Annotated in this window: 20 protein-coding genes and 1 riboswitch; of the genes, 1 reads left to right on the forward strand and 19 read right to left on the reverse strand. The window is 68.6% G+C overall.

Features of this window, described 5'->3' with window-relative positions; genetic code table 11:
• Positions 1 to 8: 8 nt before the first annotated feature.
• The 9 genes from DIS04_RS15300 to DIS04_RS15340 all read right to left on the reverse strand — a co-directional run bounded on the left by DIS04_RS15300 (position 9) and on the right by DIS04_RS15340 (position 10062).
• Positions 9 to 1835 (reverse strand): TonB-dependent receptor domain-containing protein, encoded by a 1827-nt coding sequence (locus tag DIS04_RS15300; RefSeq protein WP_111414651.1) that lies wholly within the window; start codon positions 1833 to 1835, stop codon positions 9 to 11.
• Between the two features lie 152 nt (positions 1836 to 1987).
• Positions 1988 to 2217: riboswitch (cobalamin riboswitch) on the reverse strand.
• Between the two features lie 52 nt (positions 2218 to 2269).
• The gene (locus DIS04_RS15305) at positions 2270 to 2701 is read right to left on the reverse strand and encodes a bifunctional adenosylcobinamide kinase/adenosylcobinamide-phosphate guanylyltransferase (RefSeq protein WP_111414652.1); all 432 of its coding nucleotides are present in this window, start codon (positions 2699 to 2701) and stop codon (positions 2270 to 2272) included.
• Complete coding sequence (locus DIS04_RS15310) at positions 2653 to 3294, reverse strand: histidine phosphatase family protein (RefSeq protein WP_111414653.1); 642 nt, start codon at positions 3292 to 3294, stop codon at positions 2653 to 2655. Before DIS04_RS15310 ends, DIS04_RS15305 begins: the two co-directional genes overlap by 49 nt.
• Positions 3246 to 4004 carry an adenosylcobinamide-GDP ribazoletransferase gene (gene cobS / locus DIS04_RS15315; protein ID WP_111414654.1) on the reverse strand — a complete coding sequence of 253 codons (759 nt, stop codon included), beginning with the start codon at positions 4002 to 4004 and terminating at the stop codon, positions 3246 to 3248. Before cobS ends, DIS04_RS15310 begins: the two co-directional genes overlap by 49 nt.
• Positions 4001 to 4561, reverse strand: coding sequence for a bifunctional adenosylcobinamide kinase/adenosylcobinamide-phosphate guanylyltransferase (locus DIS04_RS15320; RefSeq protein ID WP_111414655.1), 561 nt, complete (start codon positions 4559 to 4561; stop codon positions 4001 to 4003). The genes cobS and DIS04_RS15320 overlap by 4 nt, the downstream gene beginning before the upstream one ends.
• Entirely contained in the window at positions 4558 to 5679 is a 1122-nt protein-coding gene (gene cobD, locus DIS04_RS15325) for a threonine-phosphate decarboxylase CobD (protein WP_245904580.1), read from the reverse strand. The genes DIS04_RS15320 and cobD overlap by 4 nt, the downstream gene beginning before the upstream one ends.
• A 19-nt stretch (positions 5680 to 5698) precedes the next feature.
• Positions 5699 to 6679, reverse strand: a complete 981-nt coding sequence (gene cbiB, locus DIS04_RS15330; RefSeq protein ID WP_111414656.1) for an adenosylcobinamide-phosphate synthase CbiB — start codon at positions 6677 to 6679, stop codon at positions 5699 to 5701.
• The gene (cobT, locus tag DIS04_RS15335) at positions 6676 to 7731 is read right to left on the reverse strand and encodes a nicotinate-nucleotide--dimethylbenzimidazole phosphoribosyltransferase (RefSeq protein WP_111414657.1); all 1056 of its coding nucleotides are present in this window, start codon (positions 7729 to 7731) and stop codon (positions 6676 to 6678) included. The genes cbiB and cobT overlap by 4 nt, the downstream gene beginning before the upstream one ends.
• A 54-nt stretch (positions 7732 to 7785) precedes the next feature.
• The gene (locus DIS04_RS15340; protein ID WP_111414658.1) at positions 7786 to 10062 is read right to left on the reverse strand and encodes a heavy metal translocating P-type ATPase; all 2277 of its coding nucleotides are present in this window, start codon (positions 10060 to 10062) and stop codon (positions 7786 to 7788) included.
• A gap of 100 nt (positions 10063 to 10162) precedes the next feature.
• Here DIS04_RS15340 and DIS04_RS15345 point away from each other — a divergent pair, with 100 nt between their 5' ends.
• On the forward strand, positions 10163 to 11245 hold the full coding sequence (locus DIS04_RS15345) for a PA0069 family radical SAM protein (RefSeq protein ID WP_111414659.1): 1083 nt from the start codon (positions 10163 to 10165) through the stop codon (positions 11243 to 11245).
• A 37-nt stretch (positions 11246 to 11282) separates the two neighbouring features.
• Here DIS04_RS15345 and DIS04_RS15350 read toward each other — a convergent pair whose 3' ends face one another.
• The 10 genes from DIS04_RS15350 to DIS04_RS15395 form a co-directional block, all read right to left on the reverse strand.
• The gene (locus DIS04_RS15350; protein WP_111414660.1) at positions 11283 to 11966 is read right to left on the reverse strand and encodes a glutathione S-transferase family protein; all 684 of its coding nucleotides are present in this window, start codon (positions 11964 to 11966) and stop codon (positions 11283 to 11285) included.
• 106 nt (positions 11967 to 12072) lie between these two features.
• A complete protein-coding gene (locus DIS04_RS15355; RefSeq protein ID WP_218938174.1) occupies positions 12073 to 13068 on the reverse strand; it encodes a zinc-dependent alcohol dehydrogenase family protein in 996 nt (331 codons plus the stop codon).
• A gap of 56 nt (positions 13069 to 13124) precedes the next feature.
• Entirely contained in the window at positions 13125 to 13979 is an 855-nt protein-coding gene (locus tag DIS04_RS15360; protein WP_111414661.1) for a DUF2797 domain-containing protein, read from the reverse strand.
• Positions 13972 to 14256, reverse strand: coding sequence for a YeaC family protein (locus DIS04_RS15365; protein ID WP_111414662.1), 285 nt, complete (start codon positions 14254 to 14256; stop codon positions 13972 to 13974). The genes DIS04_RS15360 and DIS04_RS15365 overlap by 8 nt, the downstream gene beginning before the upstream one ends.
• A gap of 23 nt (positions 14257 to 14279) precedes the next feature.
• Positions 14280 to 15128, reverse strand: coding sequence for a rhomboid family intramembrane serine protease (locus tag DIS04_RS15370; RefSeq protein ID WP_111414663.1), 849 nt, complete (start codon positions 15126 to 15128; stop codon positions 14280 to 14282).
• A 209-nt stretch (positions 15129 to 15337) separates the two neighbouring features.
• Positions 15338 to 16324 (reverse strand): metallophosphoesterase, encoded by a 987-nt coding sequence (locus DIS04_RS15375; protein ID WP_111414733.1) that lies wholly within the window; start codon positions 16322 to 16324, stop codon positions 15338 to 15340.
• Between the two features lie 16 nt (positions 16325 to 16340).
• Positions 16341 to 17234, reverse strand: coding sequence for an NAD(+) kinase (locus DIS04_RS15380; RefSeq protein ID WP_111414664.1), 894 nt, complete (start codon positions 17232 to 17234; stop codon positions 16341 to 16343).
• A gap of 64 nt (positions 17235 to 17298) precedes the next feature.
• The gene (locus DIS04_RS15385) at positions 17299 to 18168 is read right to left on the reverse strand and encodes a carboxylate/amino acid/amine transporter (RefSeq protein ID WP_111414665.1); all 870 of its coding nucleotides are present in this window, start codon (positions 18166 to 18168) and stop codon (positions 17299 to 17301) included.
• A 58-nt stretch (positions 18169 to 18226) separates the two neighbouring features.
• Entirely contained in the window at positions 18227 to 19927 is a 1701-nt protein-coding gene (locus DIS04_RS15390; RefSeq protein ID WP_111414666.1) for a glycerol-3-phosphate dehydrogenase/oxidase, read from the reverse strand.
• A gap of 155 nt (positions 19928 to 20082) precedes the next feature.
• Complete coding sequence (locus tag DIS04_RS15395; protein ID WP_111414667.1) at positions 20083 to 21825, reverse strand: ABC transporter substrate-binding protein; 1743 nt, start codon at positions 21823 to 21825, stop codon at positions 20083 to 20085.
• Positions 21826 to 21864: the final 39 nt, after the last annotated feature.

A 21864-nucleotide genomic window follows, 5' to 3' on the forward strand; every position in this document is an offset into this window, starting at 1 on the left:
GGGCCCCGTCACTGGGCACCGTAGCTGACGCTGAGGAAGGCGGCGCGGCCGGCGTTGAGATAGTCACGTGCGGTCTCGTACTCCTTGTCCAGCGCGTTCTCCACTGTCAGGCGAGCCGACCACAGCGGGGCAAACTGCCAGCCGGCACGCAGGTTGACCAGGCCGAAGCCGCCGATGCGATCCTGATTGGCCGCATCGTCGTAGCGATCGCCTTGCAGGACCCAGGAGCCTCCCAGCGACCAGTCGCCCAGCTCGCGGTCCACGTCGAAGCGAGCGCTCTGGCTGGCGCGACGCTGGATACGATTGCCCGCATCGGCCCCGCTGCGATTCTCTGGATCGGTCCATGTCAGTGCCGTAGCCAGCGTCCAATCCCCGAGTTCGACGCCACTCGACAGTTCGACGCCGCGGATCCGGGCCTCGGCGATGTTCTGCGGCGCCCAGAGCCCGCTCTCGGTCGGTGCCCAGGCGATCATGTCGTCGAGTTCGGTGCGGTAGGCCGCCAAATCCCAGAACCATTGCCGGTATTGGCCACGCACCCCCACTTCGATGGTTGCGGAGGTTTCCGGGTTGAGCTCGGGGTTGCCGGAGTTCGGCCAGTACAGGTCGTTGAACGTCGGCGCGCGAAAGGCGGTACCGTAGCTGGCTCGCAGGGTATGAGCAGCATCCAGATCATAACCCAGTGCCAGGCTGCCGGTGACCTCGTCGCCATAGGCTTCGTTATCGTCGTAACGCAGTCCTGCCTGTACGGCGAAGGGCGAGAAATCGAGCAGACCCTGGGTGAAGACGGCGCTGTTGTCACGGCTGGAGACGGCAAAATCCGTGGTGCCCGATACCTTGTCTTCGCTATGCTCCACGCCGGCGATCAACTCATGCATGCCGAAGCTCAGGGTATTCTGCCAGCGGGCGGTCTGGGTCCGGGTCTCGATGAGCGAAGGGAAGTCGGTATTGAAGGTGTCGAGCTCATCGCGAGCTTCACTCAATGTCAGTCGGCTGGTCCACCGCTCGGTCACAGGCAGTTCGCCATAGATGCCTGCCACCTGCTGCACGAAGTCGCTCTCGCCGTCGACGAAAGCGTTGCCACCTCGCGCACGCAGGGCCAGCATGCCCACCTCCCCCCCCCCATCGAAGGTATGCGCCAGGCGTGCCAGCGCCGAGGTGTTGTCGTAGCCCTTGTCCTCACCGTCGCGGCGCAGCGGGGTGCCGTCGGTCGTGAAACGGCTGCCGGCGAAGCTGTAGCGGGTGCCGCCACTGCTGCCGGAAAGCCCGGCGCTGTAGCGCTGGGTGTCGAAGGAGCCGCCGCCCACCGAGACGCGAGGATGCGGACCGCCCTCCTGCGCTTCATGAGTGAACAGCTGCACCACGCCACCCACGGCGTCGGCGCCGTACAGGCTGCCGCGCGGGCCGCGCACGATCTCGGCGCGCTGGAACATGCGCGGGTCGAGATAGTGCCAGGCCGCGCCACCGGCGGTGGCGGAGCGCAGGCGGATGCCGTCGATCATCAGCACGGTCGATTCACTGCCGGTACCGCGCATGTAGATACTGCTCGCCTTGCCGAACGATCCGCGGTCGTTGACGTCGACCCCCGGCTGCCCTCGCAGCAGATCGGTCACGCTGGTGGGATCCTGCCGGCGCAGGGTGGCCTCGTCGAGCACGGTCACCGAGGAGAGACTCTCGTCGGCGGTGCGCGGCGCCAGGGTGGCGGTGACCACCAGTGGATTGAGGGCGACGGTATCGGCGCTCTCACCGGTCGGATCTTGAGCCTGAACGGCCAGCGGAAGCGCGGCCAGGCCAAAGGCGGCCAGCCCCTGCGCAGCCAGATGATGCTTGGTTTTCATTCTGATTCCCTTGCTCGCCGTGCCTACCCGCACGGTCTTCTTTGCGAAGCCGGGCGGCCTGGGAGTCGAGAAAGGGAGAGTAGTGAGGCGTCTGCCCTGCCTCGAGGTTACCCACCGCAACCCGGCATGAAGGGAGAGCCGAACGATTTGTCGAGCTTTCCCGCTCTCAGGCCGGTCTCCGGGCTGACGAGCGAAGCGTCGACGGCACGCTTCGGGCCCATCGCCTTCCCATGCTTGAGCACAGTGGCGCGATGATGGACCCACACTCGATCACCGTTGCGGGGGCAGCGTCGGAATGCGCCTTCTTCAAATCTGAAGAGGATCACCGACTTCCCGTTTAACCTCGAAATGACAATGAGGCACCTGAGAGTGGGCGTAAGCTAGCAACCGTAGCGCCGGGCGTCAACGCATCGTTGCGCTCTGGCTGATATGGATCAACGACTTAGCCCTTTCACCAGGCCATTCCATACGTACCACACCCGCTCGCAGCGAGCCGCGGCGTCCAGGGCCAGCCAGCCGTTGAGGTCGCGCAGGCGCCTGTTCTCGCGGCCGAGGGGCACGACGGCTCGGCCCATTTCCACCACGATCAGCACGGCCTGGCCGCCCTGTTCGGCTTCCCAGGCCCGCAGCGCATCGAGCTCCCGCGCCATGGCCTGGCGCAGCCGGTCGTCGTCGGGCTCGGCGGCGAGCCGCTCGCCGATCCAGCGTTCCCAGCCCTCCAGCACCAGGCAGCGAGAGCCGGCGGCAGTCGAGGGCCACGCTTCGAGCGCCTGGCCCGCGTATGCCGAATGCCACCCGGCGCAGGCAAAGCGCTGCCTTACGACGCCGCGCTTGCCGGCGCAGGTACCGCCGATGAAGAGCTGCATTGCCAGCGCTCCCCGTCATGAGTGAAGGTGAATCGGCGCCCCTCGGACTGAACGACGCCGCCCTCCCAGAAGCCGATGCCCTCGAAGCGGCGGCGCAGCTCGCGAATCACGCCGCCATGGCAGACCACCAGCGCGCGATGGTGGCCATGCGGCGAGCAACCGTTCACGAGATCGGCGAACCAGTCGTCGAGCCGCTGGCGCAGCTCGGCGGTGGACTCGCCGCCGGGCGGCGGCTGCTGGCCTTCGCTGTCGATCCAGGCGCGATAGAAGGGCTGCGACTTCAGCTCATCATAGGTGCGCCCCTCGTAGTCGCCGAAGTCGAGCTCGCGCAGGCGCGCATCGAAGTGCGTCGGCCAGGCCCGCTCGCGCCCTTCGATCACGTGCGCCAGGGTCTGCCGACAGCGGGTCAGGTCACTGCAGTGCACGGCATCGAAGCTCTGCTCCGTCAGCGCCTCGCGCAGCCGGTCGAGGCCCGGCAGAGCGTCGGGCAGCAGCAGCGGGATGTCGCGCTGCCCCTGGTAGCGATGCTCGCGGTTCCACTGCGTCACCCCGTGACGAACGACCACCAGCTCCAGGCGACCAGCAGCAGCCATAGCTCTCCTCCCTCGATTGCGGTTCCGACGATATCGCCGTTGATGCCCTTGAAGGCGCGCAGCATGCCCCGGGCATAGAGCATCAGGAACGGCGCCAGTGCAAGGCACAGCCACGCCCCGCCCGACACCAGCACGGCCAGCGGCAGCAGCGGCAGCGCCGCGAGCCAGAGATCGCGCGGTGAAAGGTCGCGCTTCCAGCTGGCGGCCATGCCCTCGGGCCGTGCCGCCGGGGCCAGCACCAGCAGCGCCACGGCTGCCAGGCGGCCCAGCCCCAGGATCATCACCAGCAGCAGCAGGCCGGCACCGGCGTCGAGCAGCACGAACAACAGCGCGGCCTTCCACAGCAGCAGGAACACCAGCGCCAGGATGCCGAAGCTGCCCACATGGGGATCCTTCATGATCTCCCACTTGCGCTCCAGCGGCGCGTTGCTGCCCAGGGCGTCGGCCACGTCCATCAGGCCGTCCAGGTGCAGCCCGCCGGAGAGCGCCACCCACAGCGTGAGCAGGGCCAGCGCCAGCAGCGCTGCGGGTAGCAGGTTCTCGAGCAGCGCGGCCGCCGCCGCCAGCAGGCCGCCGAGCAGCACGCCCACCAGCGGATAGCAGCGTACCGCCCAGCGCCGGGTGGTAGGCCTCCAGGGGCAGGCAAACGGCAGCGGCAGGCGGGTGAGGAACTGCAGCGCCAACACCAGGCCAAAGGCGGCATCTTTCATGAACGCTCCTCACCACGGCGTTTCCACACCTGCGGCAGCCCGGCCATCACCTGGATCACCTCGTCCGCCTCCTGCGCCACCAGGCGGTGAGCCCGCTGCAGGAAGGCCAGGTAGCGCCACACCTCGGCGTCCTCGGGGGGCATGCCTTCGTTGACGTCGTTGGAGACGATCACCAGCGCCACGTCGCGTCGCCGGGCCTCGGCCAGCAGGCGCTCGAGCATGGCGATGCCCCGCGCCTCGTCGAGTTCGCCGGCATACTCGCTTGCATAGAGCAGCTGGCTGGCCCACAGGGTCAGGCAGTCGAGCAGCAGCGTGCTGCCGGGCGCCACCCGCCCGAGGGCGGCGACCAGATCCACCGGCTCCTCCAGGGTGATCCAGCCCTCGCCCCGGGCTTGCCGATGGCGACCGATGCGGGCCTGCCACTCGCCGTCGCTGCCGCTCCTGGCGGTCGCCAGGTAGTAGCGGGCCCCGCCCCGCTCGGCCTGCCAGCGCCGCGCCAGGGCTTCGGCATGGGTGCTCTTGCCGGAGCGCGCCCCGCCGCTGATGAAGGCGATCATGGATGTCTCCAGCGCGCGATGGCCTCGACCAGCGCCCGGTTCTCCGGCCGCGAGCGCACCGCCACCCGCAGCCAGGCACCCTCGAGGCCGAAGAAATGGTGGGTATGACGCACGAGAATGCCGCCGCGCGCCAGGTGTTCCAGCAGCGCCGGCATCGACCCGCCGCGAGCCTCCCGGCGCCGAGCATTCTGGAACAACAGGAAGTTGGCGCGGGAAGGCACGACGTTGAGCCTCAGCGTCTCGAGCTCGCCCTGCAGCCAGGGCCGCTCGGCGTCGAGCCAGGCGCGGGTCCGTGCCAGATAGTCCCGGTCCGCCAACAGCGGCGCGACCAGCCCCGCCGCCAGGGCGTTGACGCTCCACGGCGGCTGCAACTCGACAATCGCGTTTACCGCTGCGGCCGAGCCCAGCAGGTAGCCCAGCCGCAGGCCGGGAATGGCATACAGCTTGGTCATCGAGCGCAGCAGCAGCAGGTTGTCGAAGCGAGCCAGCAGCGGCGTGAGCCGCTCGTCCGGCGTGACGAAATCGACGAACGCCTCGTCTACCACCAGCATGGCGCCGTGGCGCCGGCCTGCCACCAGCAGGCGCTCGATGATCTCGCGCTCGATCAGCGTGCCGGTGGGGTTGTTGGGGCGACACAGGAACAGCGCGCCGGCATCGCGCATGGCCCCAGCGGCACGCGCCTCGTCCAGCATGAAACGCTCCCCCGTCAGGGCGAGAGGCTCCACGGCGATGCCGTAGTGACGGCAGGCCCGCTCATACTCGCCGAAGGTGGGCTGCACGATCGTGGCCCGAGCCACACCCTGCCTGGCCAGCAGCGCCACGGCGAGGAAGATCGCCTCGGCGCCGCCGTTGGTGAGCCTTACCTGCTCGGGCCCGAGCCCTTCGGCGTGCGCGATGGCGTCTCGCGCCTCGCGATAGTCGGGGTCGGGATAGCGGGCGAGTTCCGCCACGCTGGCGGCGAGCCGCTCCGGTAGCCACGAGGGCGGCCCCAGCGGATTGAGGTTGGCACTGAAGTCGATGACCTCACTGTCGCCGGCGAGGCCGAAGCGCGGCAATAGCTGCTCCGGACGCCCGCCGTGGCTTGGCCAGTCGTTCATGTTCTCGTTCGCATTGCTCATGTCATCGCTCATTGCCTCTTCACATGAGGCCCCTTCCCGCCAGCACGAATATCGCCATCAGCAGAAAGAAGGCGCTCCAGGCACCGTGCATATGGCATATGGCACGCTCGATATGGGCGACTCGCAGCGGCTCGTGGGGCTCGCCCATTAGGGCCCGCTCCGACACCTGCCCCGCGTAATGATTGACGCCGCCGAGCTGCACGCCGAGCAGGTACGCCATCATCGCCTCGGGCCAGCCGGCGTTGGGGCTGGGGTGGCGCGGCGCATCGCGCCGGGTGCCGGCCAGCGCCCCTCGCCCGCGTGTCCCTGGCAGCACCAGGGCGGCCAGCCACATGGCCAGCGCGGTCAGTCGCGCCGGCACCCAGTTGGCCAGGTCGTCGAGCCTGGCCGAGGCGTAGCCGAAGTCGGCGTAGCGCTCGCTGCGATGGCCGACCATGGAGTCCAGCGTGTTCACTGCCTTGTAGGCCAGCGCCAGGGGCGCCCCGCCGAGCAGCGCCCAGAACAGCGGCGCGGTGATGCCGTCGACCGTGTTCTCGGCCACGGTTTCCACCGTGGCCCGGGTGATCCCCGCCTCGTCGAGGGCCTCGCTATCGCGGCCGACGATCATCGACACCGCACCGCGCGCGGCGTCAAGGTCGCCTTGGGCCAACGGGCCGGCCACCGCGCAGGCGGCATCGCGCAGGCCCTTGATCGCCAGCGCACTGGCCAGCAGCAGCAGTTCGCCGATGAGCCCCAGCCAGGGATGCAGCCAGGCGAGCAGCGTCAGCACGCTCCAGGCCAGCACATGGACCAGCCCCACCACGCAGCCGGTGAGCAGAAAGCCCTTGAGCCGACGATTCCGGTGAGCGCCGCGGTTCCAGCGGCGCTCGAGCACCTCGATCAGCCGCCCCATGGCGACCACCGGGTGCGGAAGCCAGCGCGGGTCGCCGATCAGCAGATCCAGCGCAATGGCCCCCAGCAGCAGCGCCAGCAGGGCCAGGCTCAGGGGCTCGACGCTCATTTAGCCTTGTCACCGGAGGCCACACCGGCCGAATCGAAGGTGGCCATCTCGCTCAGCATGCGGCAGGCGGCCTCCAATAGCGGAAACGCCAGAGCGGCCCCGGTCCCCTCGCCCAGTCGCAGTTGCAGGTCGAGCAGCGGCTCGGCGTCGAGCAGTTCCAGCGCCACGTCGTGGCCCGGCTCGCAGGAGCGATGGCCGAAGATCAGGTAGCCGCGTAGTGCAGGCGCCAGCCGGCAGGCCACCAGCGCGGCCACCGTGGCGATGAAGCCGTCGACCAGGATCGGCATGCGCCGGGCCGCCGCCCCCAGGTAGGCGCCGGCCATGGCGGCGATCTCCAACCCGCCGAGCTTGGCCAACAGTTCGAGCGGCCGAGAGGGATCCACGCCGCGGGCCGCCAACGCGCCTTCGATCACCTCGGCCTTGTGGGCCAGCCGCGCAGTCGCGATACCCGTGCCCTGGCCGACCAGGCGACTCGCCGGCCGGCCGCTCAGCGCCGCCAGCAAGGCGCTGCTGGCGGTGGTGTTGGCAATGCCCATCTCGCCCACGATCAGGCAGCGACAGCCGGCGGCGATGCTGCGCCCGGCGGCGCGGATTCCCACCTCGATGGCGCGCTCGGCCTCGGTAAGACTCATGGCGTCCTCTCGGGCGAAGTTGGCGGTACCCGGGCGCACCTTGTCGATGATCACACCGTCGCCCTCGACCGCCCCCTTCACGCCCACGTCGACGACCTCGAGCCGAGCCGCGACCTGCCGGGCAAAGACGTTGATGGCAGCACCGCCAGCGGCGAAATTGGCCACCATCTGTGCGGTGACCTCCTGGGGAAAGGCCGACACACCCTCCTCGGCCACGCCATGGTCGGCGGCGAAGACGATCACCCCGGGCGGGCTCACCTCAGGCGCAGCGCTGCCGCTCAGGCAGGCAAGCTGGAGGACCAGCGATTCGAGACGACCCAGGCTGCCGGGCGGCTTGGTGAGGTTGTCGAGGCGTGTCTGCACGGCGGGGGCGAGAGCGTCATCGACCGGGACGATGGCGACCAGGGTTTCGGCAAGCATGAGCGGGTCCTGATGGGGTTGGCAGCCGCCATCTTAGCAGCCTGGTCCAGCCTGTCACGGCGCCGCTGCGAACCTCTCCGTCAGTTGGCCATCCTCTTGCGCCCCACGCGTCTCGTCCCCGACCCACGCCAGGCGCGCCGAATTCGCCACCACGCTGAGCGAGCTGGCCACCATGGCCAGCACCGCCACCAGGGGCGGTATCGGCATGGAGGCAGCCAGCCCCAGGGCCAACAGGTTGTAGATACCCGAGAGCACCAGATTCTGGCGCATCACCCGGCGGGTGCGGCGCGCCAGGCGCCAGGCCACCTCGACACCGCCGACGCCGGGCTTCAGCAGCGCCACGCTGGCTCCCTCCTGCACCGTGCTGTTGGCACCCAGCGGCGCCACGCCGACGCTGGCGGTGGCCAGCCCCACCACGTCGTTGAGCCCATCGCCGACATAGAGCGACGGCTGCGGCATGGCCGCCAGCAGCTTGGCCTTGGCCTCTGGGCTGCGCCCGGCATAGCACTCCTCCGCTTTCATGCCCACGGCATCCGCCAGCCGCCTCACCGCCGTCGCCCGGTCGCCGCTGATCAGCGCCAGGGCAAGGCCGTGACGGCGCAACTCGGCCAGCGTCTCGGCGGTACCAGGCAGGGCCGTCTCGCCCAGGGTGAAGCGAGCCGACAGGGCACCGTCGCAGGCCAGCAGCACTTCGCTCTCTCCCGAGTCGGCGGCCTGCTCGGTGGCAACGCCCTGCTCGGCGAGCCAGGCACGGCTGCCCAGCAGCAGCTTTCGCCCGTCGCCAAGTGAGACCCGGCGCCCCCGTCCGCCGACCTCCTCGGCCTGCACGACCTCGAGTTCCCCGCCCGCCCCGGCATCCCGGGCCCCTCGGGCATCTTGAATATCTTGCACATCTAGAACATAGCGACGCACGGCGCGCGCCAACGGGTGCTCGCTGCCGCGTGCGGCTACCGAAGCCAGCGCCACCAGCTCCGCGTCAGGCAGGCCGGCCACCGTGTGCATGGCCTGCACCTGCGGCTCACCGGCGGTGAGGGTGCCGGTCTTGTCGAAGGCGGCGCTGCGGATTCGCGCCAGCGTCTCGAAGGCCCCCGGGTCGCGCATCACCACGCCGCGCTCCAACGCCTGGCCGCTACCCGCCAGGCCGGCCAGGGGAATCGCCAGCCCCACGGCACAGGGGCAGGCCACCACCAGCACCGAGAGCGCCCTCACCCAGGCCTCCTCGACGGGCACGCCGGCCAGCCAGGCCACGGCGAGCGTCAACAGCGCCAGCACCACGGCCAGGGGGCTGAGCCAGCCGGCGAAACGGTCGGCCAGGCGCTGCAGCTCGCCCTTGCGGGCCTGCTGCCACCACATCTGTTCGCGCAGCCGGTCCAGACGACACTCGCCGGCGGGCGCAGTAACCTCGAATGCCAGCGCCGCGCCGAGGTTGCGGCAGCCGGCCGCCACGGCATCGCCCGGCAGGCAGCGGCGCGGCGCGCTCTCGCCGGTCAGCGGCGCCAGGTCGAGCAGGGCCTCGTCGTCTTGCAGGATGCCGTCCAGGGGCAGCGTCTCGCCGCGTTCGATACGCAGCCGCTCCCCCGGCACCACCGCTTTCAATGGGCAAGGCTGCCAGCCATTGCGCTCCCAGCGCTGCACTTCGGCGGGAGGTTGATGCAGCGCCTGCAAGGCACGCAACCCGCGGTGGCGACATAGCGTTTCCACCAGCCGCCCGACCAGCAGCAGGGTGACCAGCATCACCGCGGTATCGAAGTAGACCTCCGCCGAGCCGCGCGACAGCAGCCACAGCGAGACGCCGACCGCCGTCAGCGCGCCCAGCGACACCAGTGCATCCATGCCGGGGCGCCGTGCGCGGGCCGTGCGCCAGCCGGCGCGGTAGAACGGAAAGGCCACGTAGCTGACCACCGGCAACGCAAAGGCGCCGGACACCCAGGCCATGACCAGTTCCAGTCGCGGGCTGGGCATGGCGCCGACATAGATCAACAGCGAAGCGAGCATGCTCCACATGCCGAAGGCCACGGCCATCAGCAGCCGCAGGGTGAGATAGCGACTCTCGGCGTCGAGTCGGGCTTCGGCATCGGCTACCGCCTCGGGCGGACCGAGGCGGTAGCCGAGACGGCGCACCGCAGCCGCCAGCCGTGGCTCGTCGAGGGCCTCCGGCTCACCTTCCACCAGCAGGGTGGCGCTGGGGTAATGGACGCTGGCGGCGGTGATGCCGGGCAGTCTCAACAGCCGTGCCTCGACGGCCAGTGCGCAGCTGGTACACCAGAGGCCCTGCACCGAATGCAGCGATTCGGCACGCGTGGGGGAAGGGGTATCGCAAGATGGCGTCATGCTCACCAGCGTAACGGTCCGCGACCATTTATCCAGCATTGGCGCGTGATGAAGGAGGCGATATACTGTATATAAATACAGCATAACAGGGAGTCGCCTCGTGCCGCCGTTCGATCAGCAACAGCCGCGCAAGGGTCGCGGCGCCACCTACAACCCCGACAACCGCTTCGCACCCACGCACAGTGAAACGGAAGACGACGGCTGGTGGCAGGAGGCGACGCCGACGCGCCTGGCCACGGTCGTCAATGGCGAGCGGGCGCGCAGTGCCCTAGCCTGGAACAACTCGCCGGATCTCGGCTTCGACCGTTCGCTCAATCCCTACCGCGGCTGCGAGCACGGCTGCATCTACTGCTACGCGCGGCCGAGCCACGCCTACTGGGATCTCTCCCCCGGGATCGATTTCGAGACCCGCCTGATCGCCCGCGTCGGCTTGGTCGAACGGCTGAAGGAGGAGGTGTCCAAGCGCAGCTACGTGTGCCGACCCATCGCCCTGTCCGGCAATACCGACTGCTACCAGCCGCTGGAAGCGGAGCGTGGCTCCACCCGCGAGATACTGGCCTTCCTGCTCGAATGCCGCCATCCGGTCTCGATCATCACCAAGAGCGCCCTGATCCTGCGCGATCTGGATTTACTGGCCGAGCTGGCGCGGCTGCACCTGGTCAGGGTGGCGATCAGCCTCACCAGCCTGGATACCGAGCTCAAGCGCAGCCTGGAGCCGCGCACCGCCTCTCCCGCTGCCCGTCTACGGACGATCGGGCGCTTGAAGGATGCCGGCATCCCGGTAGGTGTCATGGTCGCGCCGATCATTCCGGGCTTGACCGACCACGAGCTGGAGCGCCTGCTCGAGGCGGCGCGCGATGCCGGAGCGGAAACGGCCGGCTGGACGCTGCTGCGCCTGCCGCGAGAGGTGGCCCCGCTGTTCGATGAGTGGTTGCAGGCGCATTATCCGCAGCGCGCCGGCAAGGTGATGAGCCTGATGCGCCAGTGCCGGGGCGGCGCCGATTACGACAGTCGCTTCGGCAAGCGCATGCGCGGCGAGGGGATCTTCGCCCAGCTCATCGCCCAGCGCTTCGACAAGGCGTGTCGACGCCTGGGGCTCAACGACCCCGGGATGCGGGACGCACGCCTACTCGATACCACAGCCTTCCGGCCGCCCCGCGCCCAGGGCGACCTGTTCGAATGAGCCGAGCAACGCGGGGGGAAACGGGCCAGGCGGAGGCTCAGCCAGGCCGACGATCCTCGATGATGGCGCCGTGCTGCTGGACTTCGGCTTCGTGCGCCGCCTCTCGCCACGGCTCGGCCAGCGCCTCCTCGTACCATTGCTGCATGGCGGGCAGCGACAGCAGCCGGGCGACGTAATCCATCGAAGGCTCACCGAGCGTGAGCCCGAAACTCTGCACGCGGAAGGCCACCGGGGCGAAGAAGGCATCCACCGCGGTGAAGGCCTCACCTGCCAGGAAAGGCCCTCCGAAACGGGTGAGCCCCTGCTGCCAGAGCTCATCGAGGCGGGCCAGGTTGCGTGCCAAGGCATCCGGCATATGGTGCAGCTTCACCCTGACGCCGCAATTCATCGGACACAGGCTGCGCAGTGGGGAAAAGCCGGCGTGCATCTCGCTGCTGGCACAGCGCGCCCAGGTGCGCGCCTCCTCGTCGGCGGGCCATACGCCGACGTGGCGCTCGGCCAGGTATTCGACGATCGCCAGTGACTCCCAGACGGTGCGTTCGCCATCCTCCAGACAGGGCACCAGCCCGGAGGGCGAGAAGGCACGAAAGGTGCTCCAGTTCGAGTCGGCTTCGAAGGGAGTGAGTACCTCTTCGAAGCGAATCTCCTTCTGATGCATCAGCACCCAGGGGCGCAGCGACCAGGAAGAGTAGTTCTTGTTGGCAATATGCAGACGATACATGGCGATACTCATCGCAGCGGGTCAAAACGGGAGCATAGCCGGCCACGGCCCGCTCCTGCCACAGGAATCCCCCCACAACGCGCCCCCTCGCCGCCGTGAGGCAACGTCAGGGAATCACCACCGCCGCCCCGGTCAGCCTGCCCTCGCGCAGGTCGGCCAGCGCCTGGTTGGCCTGCTCCAGGGGGTAGGCGCGGGTCTCGGTGCGTATCGGCACGGTAGGGGCCAGGGCGAGAAACTCCTCACCGTCCTGGCGGGTGAGGTTGGCCACCGACCGGACGCTGCGCTCCTGCCACAGCAGGCGGTAGGGAAAGGCGGGGATATCGGTCATGTGGATGCCACCGGAAACGACCGCCCCGCCCGGGCGCACCTGAGCCAGGGCCAGCGGTACCAGTTCGCCCACCGGCGCGAACAGCAGCGCGGCATCGAGCGGCTCGGGCGGCGCCTGGTCGGCGTCACCGGCCCACACCGCGCCGAGCCGCAGGGCGAAGGCCTGGGCCGCGTCGTCGCCCGGCCGGGTAAAGGCGTAGACCCGCTGGCCCCGTGCCACGGCGAGCTGCACGAGGATATGCGCCGCGGCGCCGAAGCCGTAGATTCCCAGGCGTCGATTCTGCTCGCCCCCGGCCAGCCGCCAGGTGCGATAACCGATCAGCCCCGCGCAGAGCAGCGGTGCCGCGGCCTGGGCGTCCTCGGCGACCAGGGGGAAACAGTAGCGGGCATCGGCCACGCCGTACTCGGCGTAGCCGCCATCGAGGGTATAGCCGGTGAATCGCGCTTGCGTGCAGAGATTCTCGCGACCGGCCACACAGGCCTCGCATTCACCACAGGTCCAGCCCAGCCAGGGCACGCCGATACGCATGCCGGGCGACAGGTGCCCGACGCCCTCTCCCACCGCCGTGATCTCGCCGACGATCTCGTGCCCTGGCACCAGCGGCAGACGCGGCGAAGGGAGCTCACCATCCACGACATGCAGGTCGGTGCGACATACGCCACAGGCCAGCACGCGATACTGCACCTGGTCTTCCCCGGGCAGCGGCCTGGGAACGCGCTCCAGCTGCAGCGGCTGGCCGGGGGCATGCAGGCGCATGGCACGCATCTGGCTCATGTCAGGCTCCTGTGCTGCCATGATTCTTCATCGGCAGCATAGCGCAGCTGCGCGGCTCAGCTCACCCTCACCTCGTAGCCGGTGAACTTGCGCAGGTTGATCACGCCCGTATCGAGGATCAGGTACTGCCCCTTGAGGCCCAGCAGCGTACCGGCCACCTCGGGCTGCTTGTCGAAGTTGTGCGACACGATCTTGCGCGGGAACTCCAGCACCGGGTAGTCGAAGCTGACCAGCACCTCGTCGAGCATGCGCAGGGTATCGGCGCCGAAGCGCTGGCGCAGCTGGCCGAGCCCACCCTCGAGACGTGACAGCAGCCGGTCGCGCTCGGCCAGGAGATCGAGCGGCTCGATCTCGCCCTTGAGCATGGCGCGCCAGTTGGTGCGGTCCGCCACCTGCTCCTTGAACAGCATCTCGACCAGGCCGGACTGCTGGCGGGTCTCCACCCGCAGGATGGGCAGGGCCTGGATCGCGCCCTGGTCGAGCCAGCGAGTCGGCACCTGGGTGCCTCGCGTGATCCCCACCTTCAGCCCCGAGGAGTTGGCCAGGTAGACCACATGGGGCTGGAAGCAGTGCCTTTCGGCCCACTCCGGCTCGCGGCAGGTGCCGGCATCGAAGTGGCAGGTCTCGGGCTTGACGATGCAGGTGTCGCACTGGGCCAGGGTCTTGAAACAGGGGTAGCAGTAGCCCTGGGCGAAGCTCTTCCTCGTCGCCCGGCCGCAGTGGGTGCAGGCGATAGCGCCGGTCCAGCGCAGGCGCAGCGGCTTGCCGAGGCGCGCATTCAGGTCGAGCCGATGCTCGCCGGCACGCAGCGTGTAGCGGACCGGTCCTCCCGCATCGCCGGGGGCGATGGCCATCTTGCTCAGGCAGCCCTGCTGGCTCGGCGCGACGTCGATCAGCCCGCCGTCAATCATGCGAGGCGTCCCGGGCCAGCCCCGCCAGCTCGGGCGGCACGTCGGCGCCGCTGCTGGCACTGCCGCAGGTACGCTGCTCGAGGTAGCCGACGCGCTGCCCCTCGGGCACGTGGTTCTCGTGCTCGTAGCGAATCACCGCCTCGAGGCAGAGCTCGGTCTGCTCCGCGGTCAGCCTGCGCCCATCGGGCCACTTGCGCAGGGCCACCGCCTGCTTGAGGCTCTCGTAGATGGCCGGCGTCATCTGCCGGATCATCCGTTCGAAGGTCATATCACTCATGGGAAGTCTCTCGAAGTGACGGCTCAGTGAAGACGCCTGGCTCGGCCCGAATAATACCACCCCAGCAGAAGCCCCACGACCAGCCCGCCCAGGTGAGCCTCGTTGGCCACGTTGCCGAAGCCCACCACCGCGGCCATGTCGGTCATGGTGAAGACCATCCAGCCGAGCATGAACACCACCAGCATCTGCGGCACGAAGAAGCCGCTGCCCGGGGCACGCCGGGACATCAGCCAGACGTAGCCGAGCAGGGCGAAATCGACGCCGGACATGCCGCCGAACAGTACGGTACCGGTGGCGTACTGCGCCAGGTTGGCGCCGACGCCGGCCAGCAGCAGAATCGTCAGCATGCGCCCACTGCCCTGCAGCGCCTCGACCTGGCGCCCGAAGTACCATAGCCACATCATGTTGAAGATGAGGTGCATCCAGCCGAAGTGAATGAAGGCCGGCGACAGCAGCCGCCACACCTGCCCCGAGGCCAGCGCCTCGGGCAGGCTGCCGAAGGCCAGCCCGCCGCCGACGACGGCGACCGGCACGATGGTCAGCATGGCCACCACGATATCGCCGAGCACGGCCATCAGCGCAAACACCGCCAGCGAAATCCCCAGGGCCGTGGCCGTGACCGGCGCCTGGCGCAGGGTGAGGGCCAGGGAGGCGCCGCCCGTCGAGCGCTGGCGACGCTCCGGCATGATCCGTTCGCCGCGCTGCCAGCGCCTCAGCAGCCGTACCAGCGCATCATGCTGAGCGGGATCGGCGAGCCACAGCACCTGCCCTTCCGCCTCCTCGGTGAAGCGGTGTCCGATCCGGTGCGCCCACAGCGCTCGGCGCAGTTCGCTGGTGTCCGTTTCGTGGGGAAACAGCATGATGCGGTACATGAACTCTTCCTGAACCAACGTGTTATGAGCATCTTGCGCTGCGGCGGGGCTTTTCTCAAATCCACCAGAAGGGCACAGAAAAAATCCGGCGGAAGGGGGGCCGCCGGACAAGAGCAAGGGATCATTCAAGGGAACACCTACTCAGACGGGCGAGCCGAAAGGAAGTTCAGGCTGGCGACAAAAAAAGTTGTAAAACTTTGTATCCCCTTTCAGTCGAAGTCGATTTCCCAGGGCCGTGGCCTCGCCGCCTCCTCCTGGGGTACCCGGACCCAGACGAAATGGTTGGCGTCGAGCCGCCGTTCGCCGCTCCAGCGGTAGGCGACGAGGCGCCCGAACTTCACCGCGCTGTAGTCCAGGCAGGCGATATTGGCGGTGGGCAGCGCCGGTATGCCCTCGCACCAGTAGTGGCCGATGAACAGCGGGGGCTGGTCGAGCCCGTAGTGGGGCAGGCGCGCGCGCTCGCTCGCGCTCAGCTCGCGCTCCTCGAGGTCGTCGGGCAGGTTGTCGGGCTGAAAGATCACGTCGCCCCAGGTGCGCGGCTCGCGGGCCCAGAAGTGGGCGCGAAAGCTGCGCCGGGTGAAGCCGTCGCCGGAGTGGATCTCCACGCCCTCCGGCAGGGGAATGTGCACGCCGCGGGTCAGCCGGTCGAGTACGCGGTAGGCCAGCGTGCCCGGGGCCACCGACTGCTGCAGGAACGGCTCGTCGATGACCCCACCCGGGCACTCGCGCTCCAGCGCGTCGACCAGCGATTGATCCCAGCAGGCGTGGACCACGCGGAAGTCCGCGAAGTCCAGGTAGAGCGGGATGTCCATGAACCAGGCCAGGGTCTCGTCCCACTCCGCCGGGTGGTCGTGGTACTGGTCGAGGGTCTCCTTGATGATGCGATTGTGGCGCGGGGAGTGGGGGCGCAGCCATTCGCGCCCCTGCCGACGCGGGGCGCGATGGCAGTAGGCCAGGGCATTGTACTCGTGGTTGCCCATGACGATGTGCGCCTCGCCCTCCTCCACCATGCGCCGGGCGATGGACACGGCGAGGCGGATCCGCGGGCCGCGATCGATCAGGTCGCCGAGGAAGATCACCTTGCGCCGGGGATGGCGGTAGACGCCGCCCCGCTGGTGGTAGCCGAGCCTCTCGAGCAGTGCCCCGAGGGTCGCCCCGCAGCCGTGCACGTCGCCGATCAGATCGTAGCCTTCCAACGCCGCCTGCCTCACGTCAATCCCCCAGCCGGTTGCTCCAGCCCAGCTTGCTGCGCAGGACCTCGTAGAAGTTGTGACCGAGGGGATGCACCAGTTGCACCCGCTGGGGCTTGCGCTTCACCACCAGCACATCGTCCGGCTTGGCCACGGCCCGGGTCTGGCCGTCACAGCTGATGTGCGGGTAGGTCTGGTTGGTCTCGCCGATGTGCACATGGATCTCGCTGGCGGCGTCGATGACGATGGGCCGGCTCGAGAGGGTATGCGGGAACATCGGCACCAGCTCGATCACGTCGAGCTTGGGGTGCATGATCGAGCCGCCCCCCGACAGCGCATAGGCGGTGGAGCCGGTGGGCGTGGCCATGATCAGGCCATCGCTGCGCTGGCTGCAGACGAACTGCTTGTCGATGAACAGCTCGAACTCGATCATGCGCACCGCCTTGCCCGGATGCAGCACGACCTCGTTGAGGGCATCACCGCTGCCGACCAGGGTGCCGTCGCGATACAGCTCGGCGTCGAGCAGGAAGCGCTCCTCGACCTCGTACCGGCCGTCCAGCACCTGGCCGACGCGCTCCTCCAGCTCGTCGGGCGAGATGTCGGTGAGAAAGCCCAGCCGCCCACGATTGACGCCCAGCACCAGGGTGCCGCTGTGGCACAGCGTGCGCGCGGCGCCCAGCAGGCTGCCGTCGCCACCCACCACGATGACCAGGTCGCAGAGTTCGCCGAGGGTGCGCCGGCTGGCCTCGGGGTGGCCATGGTCGAGCAGCACGGTGGCGGTGCGGTCCTCGACGATGACGTGGAGGCCACGCGCGTCGAGAAAGCGCAGCAGGCGCTTCAGGGTCTCGACCACCTTGGTGCTGCCCAGGCGGCCGATCAGACCGATGTTCTTGAACCCCTCGTGCTCTTTCTGCATGCCCTGGTCTCTCGGCTCATGGCCGCTCATTATGGAGGCTGGGTGCAGGGCGGGCAAACCCGGCTCAGGCGGCCGCCGCCGAGCGGCGCCGCAGCCACCATTCGTTGAGCAGCAGCGAGCCGACGATGATCGCCCCGCCGATGGCCAACCGCCCCAGGTCGGCGTCACGGTTCCAGATCAGCAGGTTGACCAGCAGCCCGGCGGGGATCAAGGCGTTGTTCATGATCGCCAGCGCGCCGGCGTCGACGCGGGTGGCGCCGAGGTTCCAGAAGAAATAGCCGAGGCCCGAGGCCACCAGGCCGAGCCAGGCCAGCACCCCCCAGTGCACCGCGGTGCTGGGCAGCTGCCCGGGATTGCCGAGCAGCGCGAAGCCCGGCAGCGCCACCACCAGGGCGCCGAGATAGAACCAGGCAAAGACGCTGTGGCGCGGCAGCTCGGCGGGCAGCGACGCCGATAGCCGACGATAGCCCACCTGGCCCAGCGCGAAGCAGAGGTTGGCCCCCTGCACCACCAGGAAGCCCAGCCAGAAGCCGCTGTCGACGCCGTCGTAGCGGATCACCGCGGCGCCCAGCACCGCCAGGGCGGCAGTGAGCAGGTAGAATGGCGTGAAGCGCCCGAACAGGGCATCGTCGAGCAGCGTCACGTAGAGCGGCGTGAAGATGGTGAACAGCAGCACCTCCGGCACCGAGAGCAGCAGGAAGGACTGATAGAAGAAGATGTACATCACGCCGAGCTGCACGGCGCCCAGGCCCATCAGCGCCAGTCGCTGACGCCCCACCAGCCGCTTCGGCCGCAGGAACGGCAGGAACACCAGGGCGGCCAGGCCGACGCGCATCAGCACCGCGAAGTAGCTGTCCACCTGGCCGGCCAGATAGACGCCGATCAGCGAGAACGAGAAGGCCCAGAGCGCGGTGACGCCAATGAGATAGCCCACGGTTAACCTCTTCTTTCGGTTGGGTTGACGGGCGATTATACCGCCATCCCACGCCGCCTCAATGCGACGCTCGTTGCCCCGACGCGGCGGCAGGCGGGTGCCGGGGGCCGCCCGCCGCGGACCGCTCGCCGGCCGTTGCCTCGTCCCGCTCGCGCCGGGTGGTGGCGAAATATTCCTCCAGTCGCGCCTCGGCCGCATCGCCGAACAGGATGGCACACGCCTCGCGCAGGCCGGGCGACTGGCGCATCGCCTCTTCGTGCACCACCAGCGCGATCTTGGAGCGACGCCGCAGGAAGTCCTCCAGCCGCGCGATCATCTCGCGCCGCTTGGCATAGTGCAGTTCGCAGCGCAGGTACTCGGTGCCCTCGATCAGCACCTCGGCCTGGCGCGGGTCCTCGCGAATCTCCTCGAGCATCTCCAGCGCGTGGGTGCCGTAGCGCCGCCACAGTCGGCTCGACAGCGGCTCGGAGGCGTCGCCGGCAGTCAGGTCGTCGAGACGCATCAGGCTGGCCTGGTGCAGGAACTGGCGGCGTACCTGATCCGGCGGTTCGCCGTACCAGCGGTACTTCGGGTAGGGCACGCCGACCCCCATCCGGCCGACCTCGGCGACGATCTCCTCGCCCACGTTGAGGCAGTCGGTCAGCTTGCCGCCGAAGATGCTCAGGTGGGCATCTTGTGGGTTGACGTCGATGGCGTGCTTGCGCGACAGCTGCAGGAAGTCGCGCTCGCCGCCGCCCTCGGCGCGGATGGCCAGGGGCCGCACGCCGCAGCGGATGGAGATGATGTCCTCCTTGCCCAGCGGCCGGTCGAGTTCGAGGCGCTTGTTGATGTTGTCGAGGACGAAGCGGATGTCGTCCTCGCTCGCCACCACGTCGGGCCGTTCGACCCGGGTATCGGTGGTCCCGATGCAGGTTCTCGGTCCCATCGGGATGACGAAGAACAGGCGGCCGTCGTCGGCGAAGAACGCCAGCACCCGGCGGTTGTCGGTGAGCCGCGGCACGATCAGGTGGATGCCCTTCGAATAGAGGTGGCGATGGCTCGTGGCCTGGCCGGTGAGTGCATTGTGCTCGTCGACCCAGGGACCGGCGGCGTTGATCAGTACCCTGGCGCGGATCTCTCTCTCGCCACCGCCGATCACGTCGCGCGCCCGGGTGATCCAGAGGCCGCCCTGGCGCTGGGCTCCCAGCGATTCGACGTAGTTCACCGCCACGGCGCCATAGTTGAGCGCGCCACGCACGAAGTTGAAGACGAAGCGTGCATCATTGTCGTGCAGGTAGGCATCGGAGTATTCGAAGCCACCCACGGCGTCGCGAACGTCGACGATCGGCTCGCTCTGGCGGATCGCCCGGGGCGAGAGGAAGCGCGGTATGCGGGTGAAGCCGTTGCCGATCAGCCAGTAGAGCCAGGCGCCCGCCCAGAGGTAGCGCGGGTGATAGCGGAAGCCGCGAGTGATGGTGGTCAGGAAGCGAATTTCCTGGACCGTGGCGGGGTAGCTCCTGATCAGGTGGTTGCGGCTCATGCAGAGCTTGCGCACCAGCGCGAAGTCGCGGCTCTCCATGTACTTGATGCCGCCCCATACCAGGTTGGATGAGTGCATGCTGGTACTGCCGGCAAAGTCGCCGCGGTCGATCAGGGCGACGCGCACGCCCTTGCCGGCCAGGGCGGCGGCCGAGGCCGCACCGTTGATGCCGCCGCCCACGATCAGGACGTCGAACACCTCGCCGCCGAGTTTCTCGATGTTGCTGCTACGCAGTTCCATGTGCGGACCTTTTTGCAAGCAAAGGCCCCGCTCGGCGAGCCCGAACGGGGCCTGGGATGACCCGGACGGGCTACCGGAAACACGTGGTTCGCTGTCGGCCCGGCACGTGCGTGCCGGGCCTTGCCGCGCCGGACACCAGCTCCGGCGCCGGCTCCCTATTGACGTGTACCGGCAGCCATCCACTCCTCCATCATCTCGTCGTAGGGCACGGTGGTGCCCTGCGGCATCTCGTCGTCCAGCTTGGCCTTGGGCGAGCCCTCCTGCGACAGCCACTCCTCGGGGTCACGCTCCTCGTTCAGCACCGGCGCATAGGCCTCGAACACGTTGGCCCGTGCCAGGCGTGCCATGATGTTGTCGAGCGCGCCGGCCAGGTTGTCCAGGGCCTCTTGCGGCTCGATCTCGCCGCTGACCGCAGGGGCCAGGTTCTGCCACCACAGCGGCGCCATGCGCGGGTAGTCGGGCACGTTGGTCGAGGACGGCGTCCAGTTGGACTCGTTGGGGCTGCGGTAGAACTCCACCAGCCCGCCCAGCTTCGGCGCCATCTCGCTCATCTGGTCGGAGAAGATGTCGGACTCGCGAATCGGCGTGAGGCCGGCCATCAGCTTCTCCAGCGACACGCTCTTGGACACGGTGAACTGGGCGAACAGCCAGGCCGCGGTGCGCCGATCCTCGGGGGTGGAATCGAAGAAGGTCCAGGAGCCCACGTCCTGGTAGCCGACCTTCATGCCCTCCTCCCAGTACGGCCCGGTGGGCGACGGCGCCATGCGCCACTTGGGGTTGCCCTCGTCGTCGGTCACCGGCAGCCCCGGGTCGGTCATGTCGGCGGTGAAGGCGGTGTACCAGAAGATCTGCTGGGCGATGTTGCCCTGGGCGGGCACCGGCCCGGCCTCGCCGAAGGTCATGCCCTGGGCCTCGTCCGGCGCGTACTTGTCGAGCCACTCGACCATCTTGGTGACGGCGAATACCGAGGCCGGCGAGTTGGTCGCCCCGCCGCGGCTGACGCTGGCACCGACCGGGCGGCTCTCCTCGTCGACGCGAATGCCCCAGTCGTCGACCGGGTTGCCGAACGGCACGCCGGGGCTGCCCATGCCGGCCATGGAGAGCCAGGAGTCGTGGAAGCGCCAGCCCAGCGACGGGTCGCGGCGGCCGTAGTCCATGTGCCCGTAGACCTGCTCGCCGTCGATCTCGCCGACATGCTCGGTGAAGAACTCGGCGATGTCCTCGTAGGCGGTCCAGTTGGTGGGCACGCCGAGGTCGTAGCCGTAGATCTCGCGGAACTGCTCCTGCAGGTCCTCGCGCTGGAACCAGTCATAGCGGAACCAGTAGAGGTTGGCGAACTGCTGGTCAGGCAGCTGGTAGAGATTGCCGTCGGGGCCGGTGCCGTACTGCAGGCCGATGAAGTCGTCGAGGTCCAGCGTCGGCAGGGTGAAGTCCTTCCACTCGTTCTCCATCGCCTCGGTCAGGTTGACGGTGACCCCGTAGCGGATGTGGGTGCCGATGGCGTCGGAGTCGTTGACGTAGGCGTCGTAGATGTTGCGCCCGGTCTGCATCTGGGTCTGCATGTTGTCCACCACATCGCCCTCGCCGATGATGTTGTGGGTGACCCGAATGCCGGTCAGTTCCTCGAAGGCGGGAACCAGCACGTCGCGCTCCCACACGTGGGTGGTGAGGCCCTCGGCGACGGTATTGATCTCCATGTCGCGGAACGGCTCGGCGGCCTCGGCGAACCACAGCAACTCCTCGATCTGCTCCTCGCGGGAGAGCGTCGAATTCTGGAAGTGCTCGTCGACCAGCCGTTCGGCGATCGCGCGCGCATCGTGGGAGTCGGCATGCAGGGCGCCGGAGGCGAGCAGCAGACTGCCCGCCAGCGCCGTGAGTTTGAATCTGTTGTTCTTCATGTTGACCTCGTTCTGCGTGTGGTCGTCATCCTTGACGCG

The sequence above is a fragment of the Billgrantia lactosivorans genome (genome assembly GCF_003254665.1).
GTDB lineage: Bacteria > Pseudomonadota > Gammaproteobacteria > Pseudomonadales > Halomonadaceae > Halomonas > Halomonas lactosivorans.

Bases quoted from the DNA above. Each gene is read 5' to 3' on its own strand.
- DIS04_RS15320 (WP_111414655.1), bottom strand. From the start codon at position 4,561: ATGATCGCCTTCATCAGCGGCGGGGCGCGCTCCGGCAAGAGCACCCAT.
- DIS04_RS15365 (WP_111414662.1), bottom strand. From the start codon at position 14,256: ATGAGTGATATGACCTTCGAACGGATGATCCGGCAGATGACGCCGGCC.
- DIS04_RS15355 (WP_218938174.1), bottom strand. From the start codon at position 13,068: ATGAGCCAGATGCGTGCCATGCGCCTGCATGCCCCCGGCCAGCCGCTG.
- DIS04_RS15390 (WP_111414666.1), bottom strand. From the start codon at position 19,927: ATGGAACTGCGTAGCAGCAACATCGAGAAACTCGGCGGCGAGGTGTTC.
- DIS04_RS15395 (WP_111414667.1), bottom strand. From the start codon at position 21,825: ATGAAGAACAACAGATTCAAACTCACGGCGCTGGCGGGCAGTCTGCTG.
- cbiB (WP_111414656.1), bottom strand. From the start codon at position 6,679: ATGAGCGTCGAGCCCCTGAGCCTGGCCCTGCTGGCGCTGCTGCTGGGG.
- DIS04_RS15310 (WP_111414653.1), bottom strand. From the start codon at position 3,294: ATGGCTGCTGCTGGTCGCCTGGAGCTGGTGGTCGTTCGTCACGGGGTG.
- cobT (WP_111414657.1), bottom strand. From the start codon at position 7,731: ATGCTTGCCGAAACCCTGGTCGCCATCGTCCCGGTCGATGACGCTCTC.
- DIS04_RS15370 (WP_111414663.1), bottom strand. From the start codon at position 15,128: ATGTACCGCATCATGCTGTTTCCCCACGAAACGGACACCAGCGAACTG.
- cobS (WP_111414654.1), bottom strand. From the start codon at position 4,004: ATGAAAGATGCCGCCTTTGGCCTGGTGTTGGCGCTGCAGTTCCTCACC.
- DIS04_RS15350 (WP_111414660.1), bottom strand. From the start codon at position 11,966: ATGTATCGTCTGCATATTGCCAACAAGAACTACTCTTCCTGGTCGCTG.
- cobD (WP_245904580.1), bottom strand. From the start codon at position 5,679: ATGAGCAATGCGAACGAGAACATGAACGACTGGCCAAGCCACGGCGGG.
- DIS04_RS15300 (WP_111414651.1), bottom strand. From the start codon at position 1,835: ATGAAAACCAAGCATCATCTGGCTGCGCAGGGGCTGGCCGCCTTTGGC.
- DIS04_RS15305 (WP_111414652.1), bottom strand. From the start codon at position 2,701: ATGCAGCTCTTCATCGGCGGTACCTGCGCCGGCAAGCGCGGCGTCGTA.
- DIS04_RS15360 (WP_111414661.1), bottom strand. From the start codon at position 13,979: ATGATTGACGGCGGGCTGATCGACGTCGCGCCGAGCCAGCAGGGCTGC.
- DIS04_RS15340 (WP_111414658.1), bottom strand. From the start codon at position 10,062: ATGACGCCATCTTGCGATACCCCTTCCCCCACGCGTGCCGAATCGCTG.
- DIS04_RS15380 (WP_111414664.1), bottom strand. From the start codon at position 17,234: ATGCAGAAAGAGCACGAGGGGTTCAAGAACATCGGTCTGATCGGCCGC.